Source organism: Providencia sp. M-27, assembly GCF_011077905.1.
GTDB lineage: Bacteria > Pseudomonadota > Gammaproteobacteria > Enterobacterales > Enterobacteriaceae > Providencia > Providencia huaxiensis.
Genome location: NZ_JAALBT010000002.1, coordinates 1 through 18,957, shown reverse-complemented (window position 1 = coordinate 18,957; position 18,957 = coordinate 1). Strand labels below are relative to the sequence as shown.

The window sequence follows — 18,957 nt, the reverse complement described above, 5'->3', positions numbered from 1 at the left end:
CAATATGGTTTGTTCGGCTATATAAGGGTGTACGCAGAACTTTCGAACCCTTTATTAGCTGTGTCCTCATCTACTTGAGTATCCTCTTGTAGGACTTCACTAAAAAACTCACCCATGTTAACGTCTAAAACTTTTAGCACTCGAACAAGACAGTCTATATCAATACGATTAACACCACGCTCGTAACGAAATAGCTGCTGTTCACTTATATCTATCTCTTTAGCTAACTGAAAAACAGTAAAGCCTTGAGCTCTTCTAAGGGCTTTTATTTTTTGTCCAACTGCACAAGCGACAGGATATTTCGTGTTCATAAACATTCTCGCTTCAATTTATTATTAAGGAAATAAAAATTAACAGATAATTACCTGCATATTTTATTTTTTATATTTATGTGTATAACAGTGATAATGCTATAGACGATTCAGCATATATCGGAAAGAATGATATACTACCCTTATAATTAGTTTCAACTAGTCCTAAATTGACATTGCAACTATGTAACAAAGTATTTCATGCTATACATTATGCATTTAAAAGCAAAATAACACTTTAAAATCACTCGGTTACACCAAATATGTGTAATTTCATTTGATAGTAATCCAAAAGACACCCCTCCTCCCTCGGAATATTCATCTAAAAAAGACCCGCATGACCGATGTATAACCTAAAAATAAAGGAAATAAATAGAATTATTTAACACTGTAACAATATTAATGTTATTGATACAATTTAACATGGTCTGAAATGATAAAACCTGTATTCATGATACTTTTATGTAAAAAATAGTAAAAACAGTCAATTTTATCTCTAAAACTCTCTAATTTGACAAAATATCAGTACATTAAAAAACCAGCCAGTCTGTTACAATTAGTAAAATACTAAATTTTTAAAGTAGCAAAATATGGATTTATTATATTCAAGTACCAAACATAACAAAACCATAACGTTAAGAAAGCTTATTATTCATTTTACTAGATGAATATCACAAAATTATGAAAAATAATTTTCATCGACAATGCGTTTTTGATTTAACTGTTTTTTTGTTTTTTACTGTGTGCAAACTGACGTAAAACTTCAAAAACAAACAAAATCACAGGATTTATTGCTATATTATAGTATCTTACATTTACTATATAATAATATTCGTTTATAAAAAATTATATTTACTTTTTCTATCCCACACTCGATATTTATCCTCGCAGCTTTATTCTCTCATTTATACATAGTGAAATCATTATATTCTATAACGCACCAAATATATCCTGCTAGTACCATATTGAAACTTAGATGTAAGTACTAAAGGACTTTTATAAGATACATTCTGAATTATTCTGCATATAAAGCGAGTGACGCGATCATTAATTTTTGCCCCTTTATCATGCTACTTAGAGAATGTAACTTACAAAACATGTGTATATTCGTTAGATTTAATCTGTAATAAAGTTATGTTTGATTTCTAATGACTTGAGATGGTGGGTCGTGCAGGATTTAAATTCTGCGAATTTAGCCTTCGGCCTGAACTTGCAACCAGCTTGTCGAGGTATGTCTTAGCGACTGAGTGTTTACTTGATTGGGGATGTATTCGAATTTACGACTTTGAGATGGTGGGTCGTGCAGGATTTAAATTCTGCGAATTTAGCCTTCGGCCTGAACCTGCAACCAGCTTGTCGAGGTATGTCTTAGCGACTGAGTATTTACTTGACTGGGGATGTATTCGAATTTACGACTTTGAGATGGTGGGTCGTGCAGGATTCGAACCTGCGACCAATTGATTAAAAGTCAACTGCTCTACCGACTGAGCTAACGACCCATCTGGATTACTTCTTTTTACTACTAGAGGCTTTAGATGGTGGGTCGTGCAGGATTCGAACCTGCGACCAATTGATTAAAAGTCAACTGCTCTACCGACTGAGCTAACGACCCATCTAAATTTGTGTTTTAATGCGAGTAATGAATGAAGTGGTGGGCGATAGCGGGCTCGTACCACTGACCCCCTCCTTGTAAGGGAGGTGCTCTACCAACTGAGCTAATCGCCCACTTCATGACTTATACTACCACATTGTAATAAATAATTGGTGGGCGATAGCGGGCTCGAACCACTGACCCCCTCCTTGTAAGGGAGGTGCTCTACCAACTGAGCTAATCGCCCAATTATTTATCATTCATCGTCAACGGTGGTGGGCGATAGCGGGCTCGAACCACTGACCCCCTCCTTGTAAGGGAGGTGCTCTACCAACTGAGCTAATCGCCCCGTCGTCGATGGAGGTGCATTATAGGGATACTGAGTTCTGAGTCAACGCTTTTTCAATAGATTTTTTTCGTTCGTTGCAAAAATAATCAAGATGTTTCAATATTCGCCAGAAAAGCCGCCTTTTTAATCAATTACCTATCATTTTCTCGTTATTCTTTTAAGAAAAAAACATAAACTATTTTTAAAGCGTATTTATTTATGTCAAATTTGGCGAAACAAACTAATTTCTTGCCTTCTATTCTGATAACTTGATTGAGGAATCATTGTAGGATGATAGAATAGATATACATTTTAGCAATGCTTAGACATTTCACTGCTTAGAACATCAAACTCGCCATCAAGTCAATTGTGCCTGTTTTTAGTCTTCTAAACAGTAAACAGATAAGCGCTTCAAAAACATGTTTTGCAATTAAGGCAATCTCGATGAGTAAAATCAAAACCCGTTTTGCGCCAAGCCCAACTGGCTATTTACACGTTGGTGGTGCACGTACCGCTCTGTATTCCTGGTTATTTAGTCGCCACAATCAGGGCGAATTTGTCCTGCGTATTGAAGATACTGACTTAGAACGCTCAACTCAGGAAGCTATCGATGCCATTATGGACGGTATGAACTGGTTGAATTTAAATTGGGATGAAGGCCCGTACTATCAGACTAAACGCTTTGACCGTTATAATGATGTCATTGACCAAATGTTAGATGCAGGTACCGCTTATCGTTGTTATTGTTCGAAAGAGCGCTTAGAAGCTTTGCGTGAAGAGCAAATGGCAAATAACGAAAAGCCTCGTTATGATGGCTGCTGCCGTGACCATGCCCACAACCATACACCTGATGAGCCACACGTTGTTCGTTTCCGTAACCCACAAGAAGGTTCCGTTATTTTTGACGACAAAATTCGTGGGCCAATTGAATTTAGTAACCAAGAGCTGGACGATTTAATTATTCGTCGTACTGATGGTTCACCAACTTATAACTTCTGTGTGGTTATTGATGACTGGGATATGGAAATTACCCACGTTATCCGTGGTGAAGACCATATCAACAACACGCCTCGCCAAATCAACATTCTAAAAGCATTAGGGGCACCAGTGCCTGTGTATGCTCACGTTTCGATGATCCTAGGTGATGACGGTAAAAAACTGTCAAAACGCCATGGTGCTGTTAGCGTTATGCAATATCGTGATGATGGTTACTTGCCGCAAGCACTTCTTAACTATTTAGTGCGTTTAGGTTGGTCTCATGGCGACCAAGAGATTTTCACTGTTGATGAAATGAAAGAATATTTCAGCCTTGATGCTATCAGTAAATCAGCAAGCGCGTTTAACACTGAAAAACTACAATGGTTAAACCATCATTATATCAATACATTACCAGCAGAAGAAGTTGCAACCTATCTTGTATGGCACATCGAACAACAGAATATTGATACCAGCACAGGGCCTCAATTAGTTGATCTAATCAAATTACTGGGTGAACGTTGCAAAACATTGAAAGAAATGGCCGAATCTTGCCACTATTTCTACCAAGATTTTGACGAGTTTGATGCAGATGCTGCTAAGAAACATTTGCGCCCAGTCGCTCGCCAGCCATTAGAAGTGGTAAAAGTTAAGTTAGCTGCGATCACTGATTGGACGGCTGAAAATGTTCACCAAGTTATTGAAGCGACAGCAGCTGAGTTAGAAGTGGGCATGGGTAAAGTGGGTATGCCTTTACGTGTCGCTGTGACAGGTGCTGGCCAATCTCCAGGCCTAGATGTCACTGTTCACGCTATCGGCCAAGCTCGTTCTATCGCTCGTATTGAAAAAGCCTTAGCGTTTATTGCTGAACGTGAAGCTTCTGCTCAATAATTTTAATTATTGGCCTCCAATTTATTGGGGGCCAATTCTCTGCCTCAATCTCCCTTCCCCACTCAGCTGACTGCAAAATGTTCTATATTTCAGCAATTAAACCTAAAACCCGATTATTTTATTGACACTCTAACTTAGCTTGAATATGATGCATCCCGTCCAAAAGATTTTGTTTGGGGCTATAGCTCAGCTGGGAGAGCGCTTGCATGGCATGCAAGAGGTCAGCGGTTCGATCCCGCTTAGCTCCACCATCTAATTCCCTGTTAGGTGGCACAATACAAAACATTTCGATTGGGGCTATAGCTCAGCTGGGAGAGCGCTTGCATGGCATGCAAGAGGTCAGCGGTTCGATCCCGCTTAGCTCCACCAAATCCTTTCAGTTAAATTTCATTTTCAGTCTGTTATCTAATTTATAATATTTTCTATTCTTATCAGCTTATTATGCTGCATTAGCACTATTAGAAAGAATAGATATCATGCCAAATTCATTTGAAGGTGTGCAAAAATACTGAGACTAAAAGGGGATTTAACACCAAGCCAGTTAAGCCAATCACTTGGGCTCTCTCGCCAAAATTTATCGAAGTTTCTTCGAGTTCTGAAATCTTATGAATTTGTCGAGCAATATCAATCTGAAGAAGATAGACGGGAGCTGATCACCCGTTTAACCGACAAAGGGCATCATTTTTTGCAGCGTGCAGCTACAGGGCGTGCTGAAAATGCAGCTAAGGTCAAAGCAGCATTAACCCCCCAAGAACAGAAACTATTTATTACTTTAAGTCAGAAAATTACTCACGCACTAGGCCACGATTAACCCCGTTTTAAAGGTTTTACCAGCCCTTCTAAGCCTTCTATTTTTAGTCCTAGGGTCATCTCCATTAATTGCCCTAAACGTCCAGCAGGGAACTCTCCTTTCTTATAGAACCATAATAAATATTCTTCAGGTAAATCAATTAATACGCACCCTTTATATTTACCAAATGGCATATACGTATTGGCCATATCAATGAGGTCTTGTTTTTCCATTGTGATTTCTCTTTCGTATCAAAGCATAAAAAAACGGCGCTCATTTGAACGCCGTTTCGTAATCTAGCATGTTTTAATGGATTACAAAACTAACCCAACGACCGCTGCAGATAAGAAGCTAACTAAGGTTGAACCGTACAGTAATTTTAAACCGAAGCGAGCCACAGTATTACCTTGTTTCTCATCTAAGCCTTTAATTGCACCCGCAATAATACCAATGGATGAGAAGTTAGCGAAAGACACTAAGAATACCGATAAGATACCAACAGAACGCTCAGATAACCCACCAGCAATCGCTTGTAAACCATCCATCGCAACGAATTCATTCGTGACCATTTTCACTGCCATAATTCCGCCAACCTGTAAGGCTTCATCAGCAGGAATACCGAGCATCCATGCAAACGGATAGAACACGTAACCTAACATAGTTTGGAAGTCGATACCGAATACAGCTGAGAAAATACCGTTAATCATCGCAATAAGAGCAATAAAACCAATCAACATCGCTGAAACGATAATCGCTACTTTAAACCCTGCAAGAATATATTCACCTAACATTTCAAAGAAGCTTTGCCCTTCGTGCAGGTTGCTCATTTGAATATCTTCTTCACCTTCCGGTGGGTAAGGGTTAATCAGTGACAGTACGACGAAAGTACCAAACATATTCAGAACCAATGCAGCGACCACGAAACGTGGCTCTAACATGGTCATATATGCCCCAACGATAGACATAGATACCGTTGACATAGCTGTTGCTGCCATGGTGTACATTCTGCGGTCTGACATCCGGTTCAATTGGTCTTTATACGCGATAAAGTTTTCTGACTGACCCAATAACAATGAACTGACTGCGTTAAAAGATTCCAACTTACCCATACCGTTCACTTTCGATAATACGGTACCGATAATACGGATCACGATAGGAAGAATTTTGATGTGCTGTAAGATCCCGATCAACGCAGAAATAAAGATGATTGGGCATAACACTTGTAAGAAGAAGAACGCTAAGTTCCCTTCAATCATACCACCAAAAATAAATTTGGTTCCTTCTGCTGCATAGCCTAGCAAGTGGGTAAATACCCCTGCCACACCAAGAACAAAAGATTCGCCAATATTCGATTTCAAGAACAAATACGCTAATGCAATTTGAATAACGAGCAGTTGAACAACATAGCGAGGACGGATCCCTCTACGGTTACTACTAGCTAAAATGGCAAGAGCTGCGATTACAACTAAAGATAAAACGAAATGCAGGATCGAGGTCATATGCGACTCCAACAAATTTAAGAATCAGTCTATGGTGCATATTCTATGTAATAGGTAACATTTAAATGAGACGGACGTCACATTAATATGAAAGCTTACTAGGTGTATTTTGCAAAAAGAAGAAGGCGATCACGTTTCAACGATAACAATTCCTACCATTCGCTTTTTTTGCACAGAAATTTTACTGAGAATTTAAGTTAAGACTTACAACAACCTGCGTATAAAATTGTTGCCTACAGAGATTGTAGGCAACTAAGCCAAATTGAATATAGTTCACTATTGGATATTCAGCAAACGAATCAATTCATTTTCATCGATAACGCGTATGCCAAGTTCATTTGCTTTCGCTAATTTAGAACCTGCGGCCTCCCCTGCAATGACCAAATCTGTTTTCTTCGAGACGCTTCCTGAGACTTTTGCGCCCAAAGCCACTAACTTGTCTTTGGCTTCATCACGCGTCAATACGCTCATTGACCCTGTTAGCACCACCGTTTTACCTGCAAATGGGCTGTCGATTTCTGCACTATTTACAACTTTTACTTCTGGCCAATGAATGTTCGCCTTATTGATTAAATCATCAATCACTGCTTGGTTATGGGCTTCATGAAAGAAATTAACCACATGTTTCGCAACCACATGACCAATATCTTGAACCGTTTTTAGTGACTCTTCATCTGCTGCCATCACGGCTTCAAGTGTGGTGTAATGCGCCGCTAAATTTGCCGCTGTGGCTTCACCAACCTCTCGAATTCCAAGAGCGTAAATAAAGCGAGCCAACGTCGTTTGTTTAGACTTATTGAGTGCATCAACCAGATTCTGTGCCGACTTCGGCCCCATTCTATCGAGGCCAGTTAAAATGCCTGCACTTAATTGGTACAAATCTGCTGGAGTTTTGACATACTCTTTTTCAACTAACTGGTCGATAATTTTATCGCCCATGCCATCGACATCCATTGCTCGGCGTGAGACAAAATGCTTCAGCGCTTCTTTGCGTTGTGCCCCACAAATCAGCCCACCTGTACAGCGCGCTACCGCTTCACCTTCGACTCGTTCGATATCAGAGCCGCATACAGGGCAATGAGTTGGAAAAACAATTTCACGGCTATTCGCGGGGCGCTTATCAACGACAACACTGACGATTTGTGGAATAACATCCCCTGCTCGACGAATAATGACCGTATCACCGATATGCACACCAAGACGTTCAATTTCATCTGCATTGTGCAGCGTCGCATTGCTGACTACCACACCCGCGACTTGCACGGGCTCTAAACGCGCCACTGGCGTGATAGCACCGGTACGCCCAACTTGAAATTCCACATCTTTTAATAGTGTAACTTGCTCTTGAGCTGGAAATTTAAACGCAGTCGCCCAACGAGGTGCTCGAGAAACAAAACCTAACTCTTCTTGAATCGCAATTGAGTTAACTTTAATGACTACCCCATCGATATCAAAGCCAAGATCAGGGCGAACTTGCTCAATTTCATGGTAAAAATCTAATACGGCCTGATGACCAACTCGTAATTGAACATAATCACTAACTGGTAACCCCCATGCTTTGAATTGCATCAAACGGTCATAATGTGTATCTGGTAACGTGCCACCTTCCACTAACCCAACACCATAACAATAAAAAGTGAGTGGCCTTTTGGCGGTAATACGTGGGTCTAATTGACGCAGAGAACCCGCAGCCGCATTACGTGGGTTCGCAAAGACTTTGCCATCTGTTTTACGTGCTTGCTCATTCAGCGCTTCAAACCCTTTTTGGGGCATGAAAACTTCGCCGCGGATCTCAACACGATCTGGAATATTACTGCCGGTTAAACGCAATGGGATAGCGCGTATGGTTCGAACATTCGCGGTAATATTTTCACCGACTGTCCCATCACCACGAGTCGCAGCTTGTACTAACTCACCGTTTTCATACAACAAACTTACCGCGAGTCCATCAAGTTTAAGCTCACAACAGAAAGTCAGCTCTTGATGGTTTTTCAAACGATCTCTTACCCGCTTATCAAACGCAAGGTAACTCTCTTCGTCAAAAACATTATCTAACGATAACATAGGTATTTCATGGCGTACGGTATCAAACGCCGCTAATGGTGCGGCACCAACACGTTGAGTTGGTGAATCACTCGTAACAAGTTCAGGATGCAGCGCCTCAATCTCTTTTAGACGTTGCATTAGCTTGTCATATTCAACGTCTGGAATTTCAGGCGCATCTAATACATGGTATTGATATTCATGATGACGTAACTGTTTTTTTAATTCGTCTATTTCTTGTTTGGTTGTCATGATCCACTCATACAGATAAAAAACCCCCAATTAATGGGGGCTTTGTTTAATGTTTATTTAACTTAATGTGTTTCTAATTCGAGCATGATACACCTCTATTTTTTGAGGTGTCAGCATTTTGCGTTCGTCATCAAGAACGACGCCTCCCGCATCTGATGCGATACGTTGAGCGGCTTGTAACATCAGTTTGAAATTTTGCCCTGCATCACCATAAGACGGTACCATCATAAACATGGAAACCCCTGGCGTACTAAAGTCAGCCATTGTCTCAGGGTCAAATGAGCCCGGTTTCACCATGTTAGCCAGGCTAAACAGCACTGGTCCCGTACCCGACGGATTTACATGACGGTGGAATATTTTCATTTCCCCGAATTGGAAACCAGCTTGTAAAATACTTTGCAGTAATAACTCACCTTGCAGTTCTTGTCCTTGATGAGCGGCTACGTGAAGTACCAGAACTGTCTCCTTGCTACTTGTTGTAGCAGGAGCTTCCTGCGGCTCAGCTTTCTTCTCAATATGCTGCGTCTCTTGTTCATAGGTGCTCGGCTGAGGCTCTTCTCTTAATTTAGTTGAATCAATATGTGGTTCAGCGGCAATACCCGTAACCGACTGAGTACGAATTTCAGGCTCTATTGCCATTTCCTCACTCATGTTAATGGTGAGTTGCTCAGGTACATGAACAGGTTCAGTACGTTGATGCGGCGTAGGTTCATTATGAACTGGCGGTTTAGCCTCTGGCTCCCTATTCATAATAATGTCAGGTTCAACCGACACCTGTGGCTGTATATTAGGTTCAACTGGAGACTCATTTTTTACCGGATATACAGGCTCAGTTGCAGTCGGATGAACAGGCGCCTGCTGAGTAGGTTGATTTTCAGTAAATAATGCAGAATCATCATATTCTGATGAGTTCTCTTGCATATCGTTCTTTCTACGTTTTACGGGTCTGTCGCGAAATAACTTTGAGCGCTCTTTACGGCTGGTCCATAAACCATGCAGTAATAAAGCGACAATCGCTATCGCACCTACGACCACTAATATCAGACGCAAATCCTGCATCGCTGCTATCTCTAGTTGATGAATGATAATGCCAACACGGCGGAAACTACCTTAAGATTATTTCTCAATTGCTCTAAGTGCAACCCCCAGAACGATTTTCTTACAAGAAAGAGAATATTCCGCTTTCATTTGCTGCTTTTTTAAGCGAATAATGGCTAGTCAGCCTAATTTCATATCTATATGATACATGGTCAACCGAAAAGGAGAGAACAAGAAGTATGACCCAATCGACATTTTCGACACAAAAAGACCATTCTGGTTTTTATTATTTTACACAAGGCTGGAGATTAATCACTCGTCCCGGTATCAAACGTTTTGTTATTTTGCCCCTATTAGCCAATATTTTATTCTTAGGCGGCGCATTTTGGTGGTTATATACCAAGCTTGGTGGCTGGATTGACCAAGTAATGGGTTACATTCCTGACTGGCTACAATGGCTCGATTATGTTATTTGGCCAATCGCTGTTATCTCAATACTGCTCGTGTTTACTTATTTTTTTAGTACGATAGCCAATATTATCGCGGCACCTTTTAACGGCTGGCTATCAGAAAAACTCGAAGTGGAGCTAACAGGTAAACCGTCGCCAGATACTGGCGTCGCGGAGTTATTAAAAGATGTTCCTCGCATGATAAAACGCGAGTTTGTCCGAATCGGTTACTACTTACCTCGCGCTATTGGGTTACTGATCTTATTTTTCATACCCGGTATTGGCCAAACCGTCGCCCCCGTACTGTGGTTTTTATTTGGTGCTTGGATGATGTCAATCCAATATTGCGATTACCCGTTTGATAACCACCGTGTTGGCTTCGGCGAAATGAAGCAAGCACTTGCCAAAGAACGGATGAGAAACGTTCAATTTGGTGGCGTTATCAGCCTGTTAATGATGGTCCCTTTTGTCAACTTAGTGATCATGCCTGTTGCAGTTTGTGGTGCAACATTGATGTGGGTTGACCGGTATCGTGAGCGTTACGCACGCTACTAATCTATTAATCATTGTCTATTAATCAGTGCGCAGGTTTACCGCCTGCGCTCTTTTATTGACTTATTTTTGTTACACTATAATCATTCTTTAGAATTATTAGTTCTAAAATAACATTTCGTTATAAGCTTATTCTCAAATCATATTTGCATTAATCTGTTCTTAACGTATGTTGAATCCATCTCATTATTTTTAATTAATACCGATTACATTACTGGCTAACCGATTTTTAAGGATATCCCATGAGCAAAATTTATGATGATAACTCGTTGACCATTGGCCACACCCCACTTGTCCGATTAAAGCATTTTGGTAATGGCAATATTTTAGCAAAAGTGGAATCTCGCAACCCAAGCTTCAGTGTTAAGTGCCGTATTGGTGCGAACATGATTTGGGACGCAGAGAAAAAAGGTATCCTAAACAAAGACAAAGAATTAGTTGAGCCAACCAGTGGTAATACAGGGATCGCTTTAGCCTATGTCGCTGCGGCAAGAGGTTATAAGTTGACCTTAACCATGCCTGAAACGATGAGTATTGAACGTCGTAAACTGCTCAAAGCACTGGGCGCCAACCTCGTTTTAACCGAGGGGGCAAAAGGTATGAAAGGTGCGATAGCTAAAGCTGAAGAAATAGTGAATAGCAACCCTAAGAAATACCTATTACTTCAACAGTTTAATAATCCAGCAAACCCTGAAATTCATGAAAAAACCACAGGGCCTGAAATTTGGGAAGATACTGACGGCAATGTCGACGTTGTGGTTGCTGGTGTCGGTACAGGTGGGACAATTACAGGGATTGCAAAGTACCTGAAAAACACCAAAGGCAAAGATGTGACTATCGTAGCTGTTGAGCCAGAAACCTCACCCGTTATCACACAAGCCTTAGCAGGTGAAGAAATTAAACCAGGACCACATAAGATCCAAGGGATCGGAGCTGGGTTTATTCCGGGTAACTTAGATTTAAAATTACTCGATAAAGTCATTCAAATCAGCGATGACGAAGCCATCAAAACTGCTCGTGAACTAATGGAAAAAGAAGGCATTCTGGCGGGTATTTCATCAGGCGCGGCTATTGCTGCTGCCACTCAAATTGCCGCAGACCCTGCCTATAAAGGTAAAAATATCGTCGTTATTTTACCGTCTTCAGGTGAGCGTTATTTGTCTACAGCCCTATTTGCTGACATCTCCGCTGAGTAACATAACTTCGTTACAATATCGTTAAAAAAGCACCTAAATGGTGCTTTTTTTGTGGCATGGATCAAAGTTTAGCACGGATGGAGATGATTTATAATTCGGGGTTTAGTATTAAACATAGTAATTATTTTGCACCTCGAAATTAATCACTTTTTAGCCAACCTCTAGGGCGAGTAAAATAATTTGCCAATGAGAAAAAAGTGGTGAGATCGCAAGAAAAATAGAAAAAGGGTTGATACCGCACAAAGTAGGAAACCTTTTTTCAAGTTAATAATCTAACTTATACGCAAACCTAGTCTATTTCATCTACAATTGGCTGGGTAATTAAAAAAACGAAAGTTATTGAGGAAATACTATGTTTCAGCAAGAAGTTACTATTACGGCACCAAATGGTCTACATACTCGTCCTGCAGCTCAATTTGTAAAAGAAGCAAAAGCATTCTCTTCTGATATTTCTTTAATCTCTGGCGGCAAATCCGCTAGCGCAAAAAGTTTGTTTAAATTACAAACCTTAGGCCTAACACAAGGCACAGTAGTAACAATTTCTGCTGAAGGCGAAGACGAAAAAGAAGCCGTTGAGCATTTAGTTAAACTGATGGGCGAATTAGAATAATTTCGCACGAAAATAGCATTTACTGATTTCATTCAATGTCCCTGAGTGATGTCATTCGGGGACATTTGTATAATCGGCTATATTCATTGTCGTCTCTGCAACATCAGAACTCCCAGCACTAGCAGCAGTAAGGTAATATTATGATTTCAGGAATTTTAGTATCCCCGGGTTTTGCTTTTGGTCAAGCTTTAATCCTCAAAGAAGATCCTATCGTTGTTAGCACAAAAAAAATCGCTGACGATCAGGTTGATAAAGAAATCGCTCGCTTTATTGAGGGACGAAACAAGTCAGCCGAACAACTCAATTTGATTAAAGAAAAAGCCGAAAAAAATCTTGGAGCTGAAAAAGCTGAGATTTTTGAAGGTCATATAATGCTGCTGGAAGATGAAGAGCTGGAGCAAGAAATTGTCACTTTAATCAAAGGCGACAAAAAAACAGCTGATGCAGCTGCGTATTCTGTTATTGAAGATCAAGCTCAAGCCCTTGAATCTCTTGATGATGAATACCTTAAAGAGCGTGCCGCTGACGTACGTGATATCGGTAAGCGTTTATTAAAAAACATCTTAAATATTCCTATCGTTGATTTAAGTGCAATCAGCGAAGAAGTTATTTTAGTGGCGGCTGATTTAACCCCTTCAGAAACCGCACAGCTGAATTTAGATAAAGTATTAGGGTTTATTACTGATTTAGGTGGCCGTACATCACATACCTCGATTATGGCACGTTCCCTTGAGTTACCAGCCATTGTCGGAACTAGTGATGCCACCCGCAAAATTAAAAATGGCGATTTCATTGTATTAGATGGTGTTAACAACACTATCCACCTGAACCCATCTGAAGCAGAAATCGACAAACTCAAAGCCTTCCGTGATGAATACCTACAAGAAAAAGAAGAGCTCGCAAAATTAAAAGATTTGCCTGCTATCACCCTTGATGGTCATCAAGTTGAAGTTTGTGCCAACATTGGTACCGTACGAGATGTCGCTGGTGCTGAACGCAATGGCGCAGAAGGCGTTGGCCTTTACCGCACTGAATTTTTATTTATGGATAGAGACTCTCTTCCTACTGAAGAAGAGCAATTTCAAGCTTATAAAGCAGTTGCAGAAGCAATGGGCAGCCAAGCCGTTATTGTCCGCACAATGGATATAGGCGGTGATAAAGACCTGCCATATATGAATTTACCGAAAGAAGAGAACCCATTCCTCGGCTGGCGTGCAATTCGTATTTGTCTTGATCGCAAAGAAATCTTACACTCACAGTTAAGAGCTATTTTAAGAGCCTCTAAATTTGGTAAACTGCGTATTATGTTCCCAATGGTCATTTCCGTTGAAGAAGTTCGTGAACTAAAAGCAGAGCTAGAAATGCTAAAAGCTCAGTTACGTGAGGAAGGTAAGGCTTTTGACGAGTCAATTGAAGTCGGTGTGATGGTTGAAACACCAGCCGCTGCTGTGATTGCTCGCCACTTGGCAAAAGAAGTTGATTTCTTTAGTATTGGGACGAACGATCTCACTCAATACACTTTAGCGGTCGACCGTGGTAATGAACTGATTTCTCATCTTTACAACCCGATGTCACCTGCTGTCCTAAACTTAATTAAGCAAGTGATCGATGCATCACACGCTGAAGGTAAATGGACTGGGATGTGTGGGGAGTTAGCAGGAGATGAGCGTGCAACCTTATTGCTACTTGGCATGGGGCTGGATGAATTTAGTATGAGCGCAATTTCAATTCCACGTATCAAAAAGTTAATTCGCAATGCGAGCTTTGCTGATACTCAAGCGTTGGCTGAACAAGCACTTGCTCAACCAACAGCGGATGAATTGATGAAACTTGTAGATACCTTTATCCAAGAAAAAACGTTATGCTAGGAACAGCACATTAGTTCGGTCCCATATAAAACGATTAGGAGAAGGTCCATGGGTCTGTTTGATAAACTGAAATCACTCGTTTCGGAAGACAAAAGTAGCAGTGGCAGTATTGAAATTATCGCACCTTTATCCGGTGAAATTGTCAATATTGAAGATGTTCCAGACGTTGTGTTCGCAGAAAAAATTGTGGGTGATGGTATTGCGATTAAACCCGCAGGTAACAAAATCGTTGCCCCTGTAGACGGCACAATTGGTAAGATTTTTGAAACTAACCATGCGTTTTCTATTGAGTCAGATGATGGTATAGAACTATTTGTTCACTTCGGTATTGATACCGTTGAGCTTAAAGGTGAAGGCTTTAAACGCATCGCTGAAGAAGGCCAAACGGTGAAAAAAGGTGATTTAATCATTGAGTTTGATTTAGCACTGTTAGAAGAGAAAGCAAAATCTGTTTTAACGCCAGTTGTCATTTCTAATATGGACGAAATCAAAGAGCTCAACAAACTGACAGGCTCCGTGACAGTCGGTGAAACTGTCATCATGCGTATTAAGAAATAGCTTAAGTGCCAATATTTAGTTTAAACCATCAGGTCTTGCCTGATGGTTTTTCATTTAGCATGATGATTAAAACTTGATAATCAGGTTAGGTTTTTTATTTTTATCAACAACATTTGAGAATTATATTTCTATTACTTATATGTAAATAAAACATTTACGGTATTGCTAAATGGCCCCTGCTTAATATTCTCATTATTTTTTTTAGATAACTCAGCTGAATACTGATAATTACCGGGCTTTTGCTTAGTAATAACACCTTTATAATACTCCTGACCAAAACTAATTTCTTGCCCCAAACTTCTATCGGTAATCGCCATCTGCAAACCGTTATCAAAAACGATATATTTATTATTCACTACGCCTTTATTGCTTTGAAATTTAACACTAACTTCTAAAGCAGCATCACAAGTTGAAACTGGAGTTAACGTTAAATTAAAATTTTCTTTTATTGTTTTATTATTTTCAAATTGATCCGTTGTCAGCTCTTTAAAATCAACTACTTTGTCACTCATCGTAACAATCGGTGTTGGACAATAATTAATTAATGTGCCAACAAGGCGGATAGTGTAATAATCAGCAATACGATTCCCCACTCCATCCGTGTGATAACCAAGAATGAAATCACCTGTGTCAAATGATTTTAACGGCCCCTTTCCACGTTCTATAGTAAAATTATGCCACAATGATATGTTTTCGGTACCTACCTTCCAATATCCCACATTTAATGCTGGAGTAGTCGGTGCTGTAATTTCAACTTTCCCCACATAAGATGACTGAAAAACTTTAACTCCGCTAGAGAGAAGGTGAGCTTTAACTGAGCCGGGTGTTTGACTATGAAACCAGATAGTTCTATCTGCTACAGTTCCAGAAAAATTACATCGCCATGATAACGCTGAAAACCCTGAGCCTAATCTTGTTCCTTCAGGAACAGTACCTGGGATTGTATTCATATCAATGGATAATAATGGTAATGGGTACCACGCCCCCAAAGGAGTACAGCTAACACCGGAATAAGAAAATGTGCTAAAAGCCATCAGTAACGAGCCAAACACACCTAGTTTTAGTTTATTTTCTATTTTTTTGCTCATAAGAGATTTCATTTAATTATTCCTCAGGGCTAATACTAAAATTTTAAAAGTCACATTTATATCTATGTAATCAACATGTTCAACATTGGACTATGCTAATGTACGTACTAGATATCCATCTCACGCCTCAAATTCAGTAAACCCGTAGCTATTGACTGCGTTTTATACACCCCTTTCTACTACTTTAAATGGGCATGTGTTATTTTCACGAATGGTACTCAATTAGTGAGTAAAATAGTATTAGTAAATTATTAATTTCATCCATAGTATGTAACTAAATATAATGAATTAAAATAAATGTGCCAATAAATAGGGTTTTTGGGGTATATATATCTATAGATATCTATAGACAAAAAATTAAAAACAAAGAGACTACGCGCTCTGCTATTCCAATAGGCGGAGAGCTAAAACTGATCATCGAGGAAAGTAGAGATAATACTGCTAACCCTTACGTTGTTTGTCGGTTCTCAATAAAGAAGTCGCTTGATTAGCTCAGCAGTTCATCATCTTGCACAAACAGTATCCTAGTTATCTATGCCGTGTATTTTAAAAAGCAAGAAATAAGGACATTCGCTATGCATTCACCTGAGAAGCTAGGCGTAGATCCTCAATTGAGGGTACACAGTGATGTGAAATCAACTAAGATTTATACGCCAATTCATGTTGAATGGGCCAGCGTTCGGCACGCTGAAGTTAAGGTAGGATAACGGTAGAAAACATGTACCTTAAAAAGCAAATAACACTGCACATGATATATATTTAAGTCATCATGTTATGCATGCCGCAAAAATAGCACCTCCATAAATTAGCCCATTTTTCGTTTCATACTATATTTAAAATTAAAATAATTGTGCTTTATACTAAAGTACATAAATAAATTAAAGATACGATGACCTTCATACTCATTAGATGAAATGATTGTCGTTACCAATGCGACATGATTAGATACAGGAGTCATTGCGAAAACGCCTTTTCCCTTTCTGAAGTATTTGTCTGAAGTATTTGTCTGAAGAACACGCTTTGAATGTATTGATTCAGCAAGTGTGCTTTTGCCCATCCACACTTCCAAATGGCGATTTTTCGTTTATGGTCGAATAAACATATCATTGACATCACGTAATATGCTAAGACTTCGGTCTGATGCAGATGCTATTCGGTGAACACCATAGTTTGCGCTGTTACCAAAGATATAAGCAAGAAGATCATTATTATCGGCTTCTAAACTGTTTTTTCTGGATGAGACTGAATTAAAAACAGACAAAAACCCCGTTTCATTGTTCACAAACTTCATGATATCAATTATTCCAGTATTCTTTATTTGCCTATAAATCGGATTATCAATACTGGTTTTCCACTTTTTACTGGCTAAACCCCATTGTAACCGATTTGACGGCGGCTACTTTTTGACAAAGTCATTCACATCTGAATTTATGTTGAGGCTAACATGACTCAGCTTTGTATTAAAATCTGTCTCTAAATTAGCTAAAGTCTGCTCTATTGGGTAAATCAGTCATTCAAGCCCCGTTTTCTATCAAATTAAGACCATAATATCTTTCTAAGACACAATAAACACTAACCAATTGTTTTATAACTAATTTTAGTTTGTCTACTTTATCGGATAAAAATAAGTGAAAAATAATAGAATATCGCCTTCATTTAAGAAAATTTAAAATAACATTAAAAAACAAGTAATTAGATCACTTCCTTTCATGCTAATGAATGATTTAACGTGATAAAATCGTTTCAAACCCATAAACGGATGTAAATAAATATCTCAAAAACTCGATTTTTGATTATTTAAAAAATATTTTATCACCAAAATACTCTGGTGACGCGTTTATTTGTTTTTATTGGCTATGTTGGAGCTTAATCCTTTCCATTGCTAATTTATTGGATTAATAAACTACATTTAATACCCTAAAGCGGCCCCGGTAATAATACCAATAAATATCTCAATTTATACTTTCCTTTAATTTCAATACGTTAGATTAATATATTTCGTTACATTCTACCGCGCAAATACATACTTTAGCGGTATCTGATTACTCATTTTATGGATATTATTTGTTTCGTTCTTCACAACAGATAAATTTTTTTAATTAAATTATTTAATATAAGGTAAACAAAAATGAATAAGACTTTAATTGCATTATGCTTAGCGTTAACTACAACTTCTATTTCTGCAATGGCTGCGGATGCAGGTTCAGGTAAAATTACTTTTAAAGGCACAGTAAATAGCGGTGCATGTACAATTTCTCCGACCGATGTAAATAAAGAAGTTCAATTAGGTAGTATTGCCGCTGCTAATTTAAGTTCTGCAGGTAAAAAAGGCCCACTAAATACATTTGAATTAAAATTACAAGATTGCCAATTAGACCCAAGTGCTTCAGGTACACCATATTCTAAAGTAAAAATTACTTTTAATGGCCAACCTGATGCAACTAACGCAACTTTATGGTCAAGCACAGGTAGCGCAAATAACGTTGCAGTTTCATTCTTAGACAATGCAGGTAAAGCCATTAAACCAGGTGATACCTTAGAGCAAACACTGAAAGCGTCTGACACCACAATTATTTTATCTGCTCAAGCAGAAGCAACTGGTGCAGCAAGTTCAGGTAGCATCAACTCTATCGCTAACTATGTATTAAGCTACGAATAAGATAGCCATCATACCTAAACAAAGCTTTACGCTGATTAGTGTAAAGCTTTGTACTGATGAATCCCCTAATGATTTTTATCAAAATCATTAAGTTAAGGTAGATACACATCTTGTCATATGATCAAATGGTTTCGCCAAAAATCAATAATCAGACAACAAAATGTGCGAACTCGATATTTTACACGACTCTCTTTACCAATTCTGCCCCGAATTACACTTAAAACGACTCAACAGCTTAACGTTGGCTTGCCACGCATTA

The 18,957-nt window shown here is 39.1% G+C and carries 15 protein-coding genes, 7 tRNA genes and 2 pseudogenes; 12 read left to right on the top strand and 12 right to left on the bottom strand.

Annotated features, from left to right (window positions below; genetic code table 11):
• Positions 1-17: 17 nt before the first annotated feature.
• The 6 genes from G6Q48_RS03460 to G6Q48_RS03435 all read right to left on the bottom strand — a co-directional run bounded on the left by G6Q48_RS03460 (position 18) and on the right by G6Q48_RS03435 (position 2,251).
• Entirely contained in the window at positions 18-311 is a 294-nt protein-coding gene (locus G6Q48_RS03460) for a helix-turn-helix domain-containing protein (protein WP_102137798.1), read from the bottom strand.
• 1,423 nt (positions 312-1,734) lie between these two features.
• Positions 1,735-1,810: transfer RNA gene (locus G6Q48_RS03455), tRNA-Lys, on the bottom strand.
• A gap of 37 nt (positions 1,811-1,847) precedes the next feature.
• Positions 1,848-1,923 (bottom strand) — tRNA-Lys (locus G6Q48_RS03450).
• A gap of 37 nt (positions 1,924-1,960) precedes the next feature.
• Positions 1,961-2,036 (bottom strand) — tRNA-Val (locus tag G6Q48_RS03445).
• 37 nt (positions 2,037-2,073) lie between these two features.
• A tRNA-Val gene (locus tag G6Q48_RS03440) sits at positions 2,074-2,149 on the bottom strand.
• 26 nt (positions 2,150-2,175) lie between these two features.
• Positions 2,176-2,251: transfer RNA gene (locus tag G6Q48_RS03435), tRNA-Val, on the bottom strand.
• A gap of 423 nt (positions 2,252-2,674) precedes the next feature.
• Here G6Q48_RS03435 and gltX point away from each other — a divergent pair.
• The 5 genes and pseudogenes from gltX to G6Q48_RS22405 all read left to right on the top strand — a co-directional run bounded on the left by gltX (position 2,675) and on the right by G6Q48_RS22405 (position 4,907).
• Complete coding sequence (gltX, locus tag G6Q48_RS03430; protein WP_166264528.1) at positions 2,675-4,096, top strand: glutamate--tRNA ligase; 1,422 nt, start codon at positions 2,675-2,677, stop codon at positions 4,094-4,096.
• A 175-nt stretch (positions 4,097-4,271) separates the two neighbouring features.
• Positions 4,272-4,347 (top strand) — tRNA-Ala (locus G6Q48_RS03425).
• 42 nt (positions 4,348-4,389) lie between these two features.
• Positions 4,390-4,465, top strand: a tRNA-Ala gene (locus tag G6Q48_RS03420).
• Between the two features lie 136 nt (positions 4,466-4,601).
• Positions 4,602-4,760: pseudogene (locus G6Q48_RS22160) on the top strand (MarR family transcriptional regulator); the annotation flags it as partial.
• Between the two features lie 21 nt (positions 4,761-4,781).
• Complete coding sequence (locus tag G6Q48_RS22405; RefSeq protein ID WP_256372922.1) at positions 4,782-4,907, top strand: hypothetical protein; 126 nt, start codon at positions 4,782-4,784, stop codon at positions 4,905-4,907.
• Here the strand turns inward: G6Q48_RS22405 and G6Q48_RS03410 are convergent.
• From G6Q48_RS03410 to zipA, 4 genes are all read right to left on the bottom strand, one after another.
• Positions 4,904-5,119 carry a DUF3820 family protein gene (locus tag G6Q48_RS03410; RefSeq protein ID WP_004912576.1) on the bottom strand — a complete coding sequence of 72 codons (216 nt, stop codon included), beginning with the start codon at positions 5,117-5,119 and terminating at the stop codon, positions 4,904-4,906. The genes G6Q48_RS22405 and G6Q48_RS03410 overlap by 4 nt on opposite strands.
• Positions 5,120-5,200: 81 nt before the next feature.
• Entirely contained in the window at positions 5,201-6,385 is a 1,185-nt protein-coding gene (locus G6Q48_RS03405; protein ID WP_102137575.1) for a NupC/NupG family nucleoside CNT transporter, read from the bottom strand.
• Positions 6,386-6,661: 276 nt separating this feature from the next.
• Positions 6,662-8,680, bottom strand: a complete 2,019-nt coding sequence (gene ligA, locus G6Q48_RS03400) for an NAD-dependent DNA ligase LigA (RefSeq protein WP_102137574.1) — start codon at positions 8,678-8,680, stop codon at positions 6,662-6,664.
• 57 nt (positions 8,681-8,737) lie between these two features.
• Positions 8,738-9,739 carry a cell division protein ZipA gene (zipA, locus tag G6Q48_RS03395; protein WP_166264526.1) on the bottom strand — a complete coding sequence of 334 codons (1,002 nt, stop codon included), beginning with the start codon at positions 9,737-9,739 and terminating at the stop codon, positions 8,738-8,740.
• 218 nt (positions 9,740-9,957) lie between these two features.
• Between zipA and cysZ the strand changes: the two genes are divergently transcribed.
• The 5 genes from cysZ to crr all read left to right on the top strand — a co-directional run bounded on the left by cysZ (position 9,958) and on the right by crr (position 14,951).
• Positions 9,958-10,722, top strand: coding sequence for a sulfate transporter CysZ (gene cysZ, locus G6Q48_RS03390; protein WP_166264524.1), 765 nt, complete (start codon positions 9,958-9,960; stop codon positions 10,720-10,722).
• A 239-nt stretch (positions 10,723-10,961) separates the two neighbouring features.
• On the top strand, positions 10,962-11,915 hold the full coding sequence (gene cysK, locus G6Q48_RS03385; protein ID WP_102137571.1) for a cysteine synthase A: 954 nt from the start codon (positions 10,962-10,964) through the stop codon (positions 11,913-11,915).
• Between the two features lie 352 nt (positions 11,916-12,267).
• Complete coding sequence (ptsH, locus tag G6Q48_RS03380; RefSeq protein WP_004264876.1) at positions 12,268-12,525, top strand: phosphocarrier protein Hpr; 258 nt, start codon at positions 12,268-12,270, stop codon at positions 12,523-12,525.
• A gap of 140 nt (positions 12,526-12,665) precedes the next feature.
• Complete coding sequence (ptsI, locus tag G6Q48_RS03375; protein ID WP_102137570.1) at positions 12,666-14,393, top strand: phosphoenolpyruvate-protein phosphotransferase PtsI; 1,728 nt, start codon at positions 12,666-12,668, stop codon at positions 14,391-14,393.
• A gap of 48 nt (positions 14,394-14,441) precedes the next feature.
• Positions 14,442-14,951, top strand: coding sequence for a PTS glucose transporter subunit IIA (gene crr / locus G6Q48_RS03370; protein WP_004264878.1), 510 nt, complete (start codon positions 14,442-14,444; stop codon positions 14,949-14,951).
• 131 nt (positions 14,952-15,082) lie between these two features.
• Here crr and G6Q48_RS03365 read toward each other — a convergent pair whose 3' ends face one another.
• Both G6Q48_RS03365 and G6Q48_RS23170 read right to left on the bottom strand, forming a co-directional pair.
• On the bottom strand, positions 15,083-16,051 hold the full coding sequence (locus G6Q48_RS03365) for a fimbrial protein (RefSeq protein ID WP_102137569.1): 969 nt from the start codon (positions 16,049-16,051) through the stop codon (positions 15,083-15,085).
• 793 nt (positions 16,052-16,844) lie between these two features.
• A pseudogene (locus G6Q48_RS23170) lies at positions 16,845-17,330 on the bottom strand (Tn3 family transposase).
• Between the two features lie 837 nt (positions 17,331-18,167).
• Here G6Q48_RS23170 and G6Q48_RS03350 point away from each other — a divergent pair.
• Positions 18,168-18,698 (top strand): fimbrial protein, encoded by a 531-nt coding sequence (locus tag G6Q48_RS03350; protein WP_166264520.1) that lies wholly within the window; start codon positions 18,168-18,170, stop codon positions 18,696-18,698.
• 160 nt (positions 18,699-18,858) lie between these two features.
• Positions 18,859-18,957 (top strand): hypothetical protein (locus G6Q48_RS22150; RefSeq protein ID WP_228516233.1); only part of this gene is annotated, 99 nt, incomplete at its 3' end.

Bases quoted from the DNA above. Each gene is read 5' to 3' on its own strand.
- G6Q48_RS03405 (WP_102137575.1), bottom strand. From the start codon at position 6,385: ATGACCTCGATCCTGCATTTCGTTTTATCTTTAGTTGTAATCGCAGCT.
- G6Q48_RS03365 (WP_102137569.1), bottom strand. From the start codon at position 16,051: ATGAAATCTCTTATGAGCAAAAAAATAGAAAATAAACTAAAACTAGGT.
- ptsH (WP_004264876.1), top strand. From the start codon at position 12,268: ATGTTTCAGCAAGAAGTTACTATTACGGCACCAAATGGTCTACATACT.
- gltX (WP_166264528.1), top strand. From the start codon at position 2,675: ATGAGTAAAATCAAAACCCGTTTTGCGCCAAGCCCAACTGGCTATTTA.
- G6Q48_RS03350 (WP_166264520.1), top strand. From the start codon at position 18,168: ATGAATAAGACTTTAATTGCATTATGCTTAGCGTTAACTACAACTTCT.
- ptsI (WP_102137570.1), top strand. From the start codon at position 12,666: ATGATTTCAGGAATTTTAGTATCCCCGGGTTTTGCTTTTGGTCAAGCT.
- cysZ (WP_166264524.1), top strand. From the start codon at position 9,958: ATGACCCAATCGACATTTTCGACACAAAAAGACCATTCTGGTTTTTAT.
- ligA (WP_102137574.1), bottom strand. From the start codon at position 8,680: ATGACAACCAAACAAGAAATAGACGAATTAAAAAAACAGTTACGTCAT.
- crr (WP_004264878.1), top strand. From the start codon at position 14,442: ATGGGTCTGTTTGATAAACTGAAATCACTCGTTTCGGAAGACAAAAGT.
- G6Q48_RS03410 (WP_004912576.1), bottom strand. From the start codon at position 5,119: ATGGAAAAACAAGACCTCATTGATATGGCCAATACGTATATGCCATTT.
- G6Q48_RS03460 (WP_102137798.1), bottom strand. From the start codon at position 311: ATGAACACGAAATATCCTGTCGCTTGTGCAGTTGGACAAAAAATAAAA.
- zipA (WP_166264526.1), bottom strand. From the start codon at position 9,739: ATGCAGGATTTGCGTCTGATATTAGTGGTCGTAGGTGCGATAGCGATT.
- cysK (WP_102137571.1), top strand. From the start codon at position 10,962: ATGAGCAAAATTTATGATGATAACTCGTTGACCATTGGCCACACCCCA.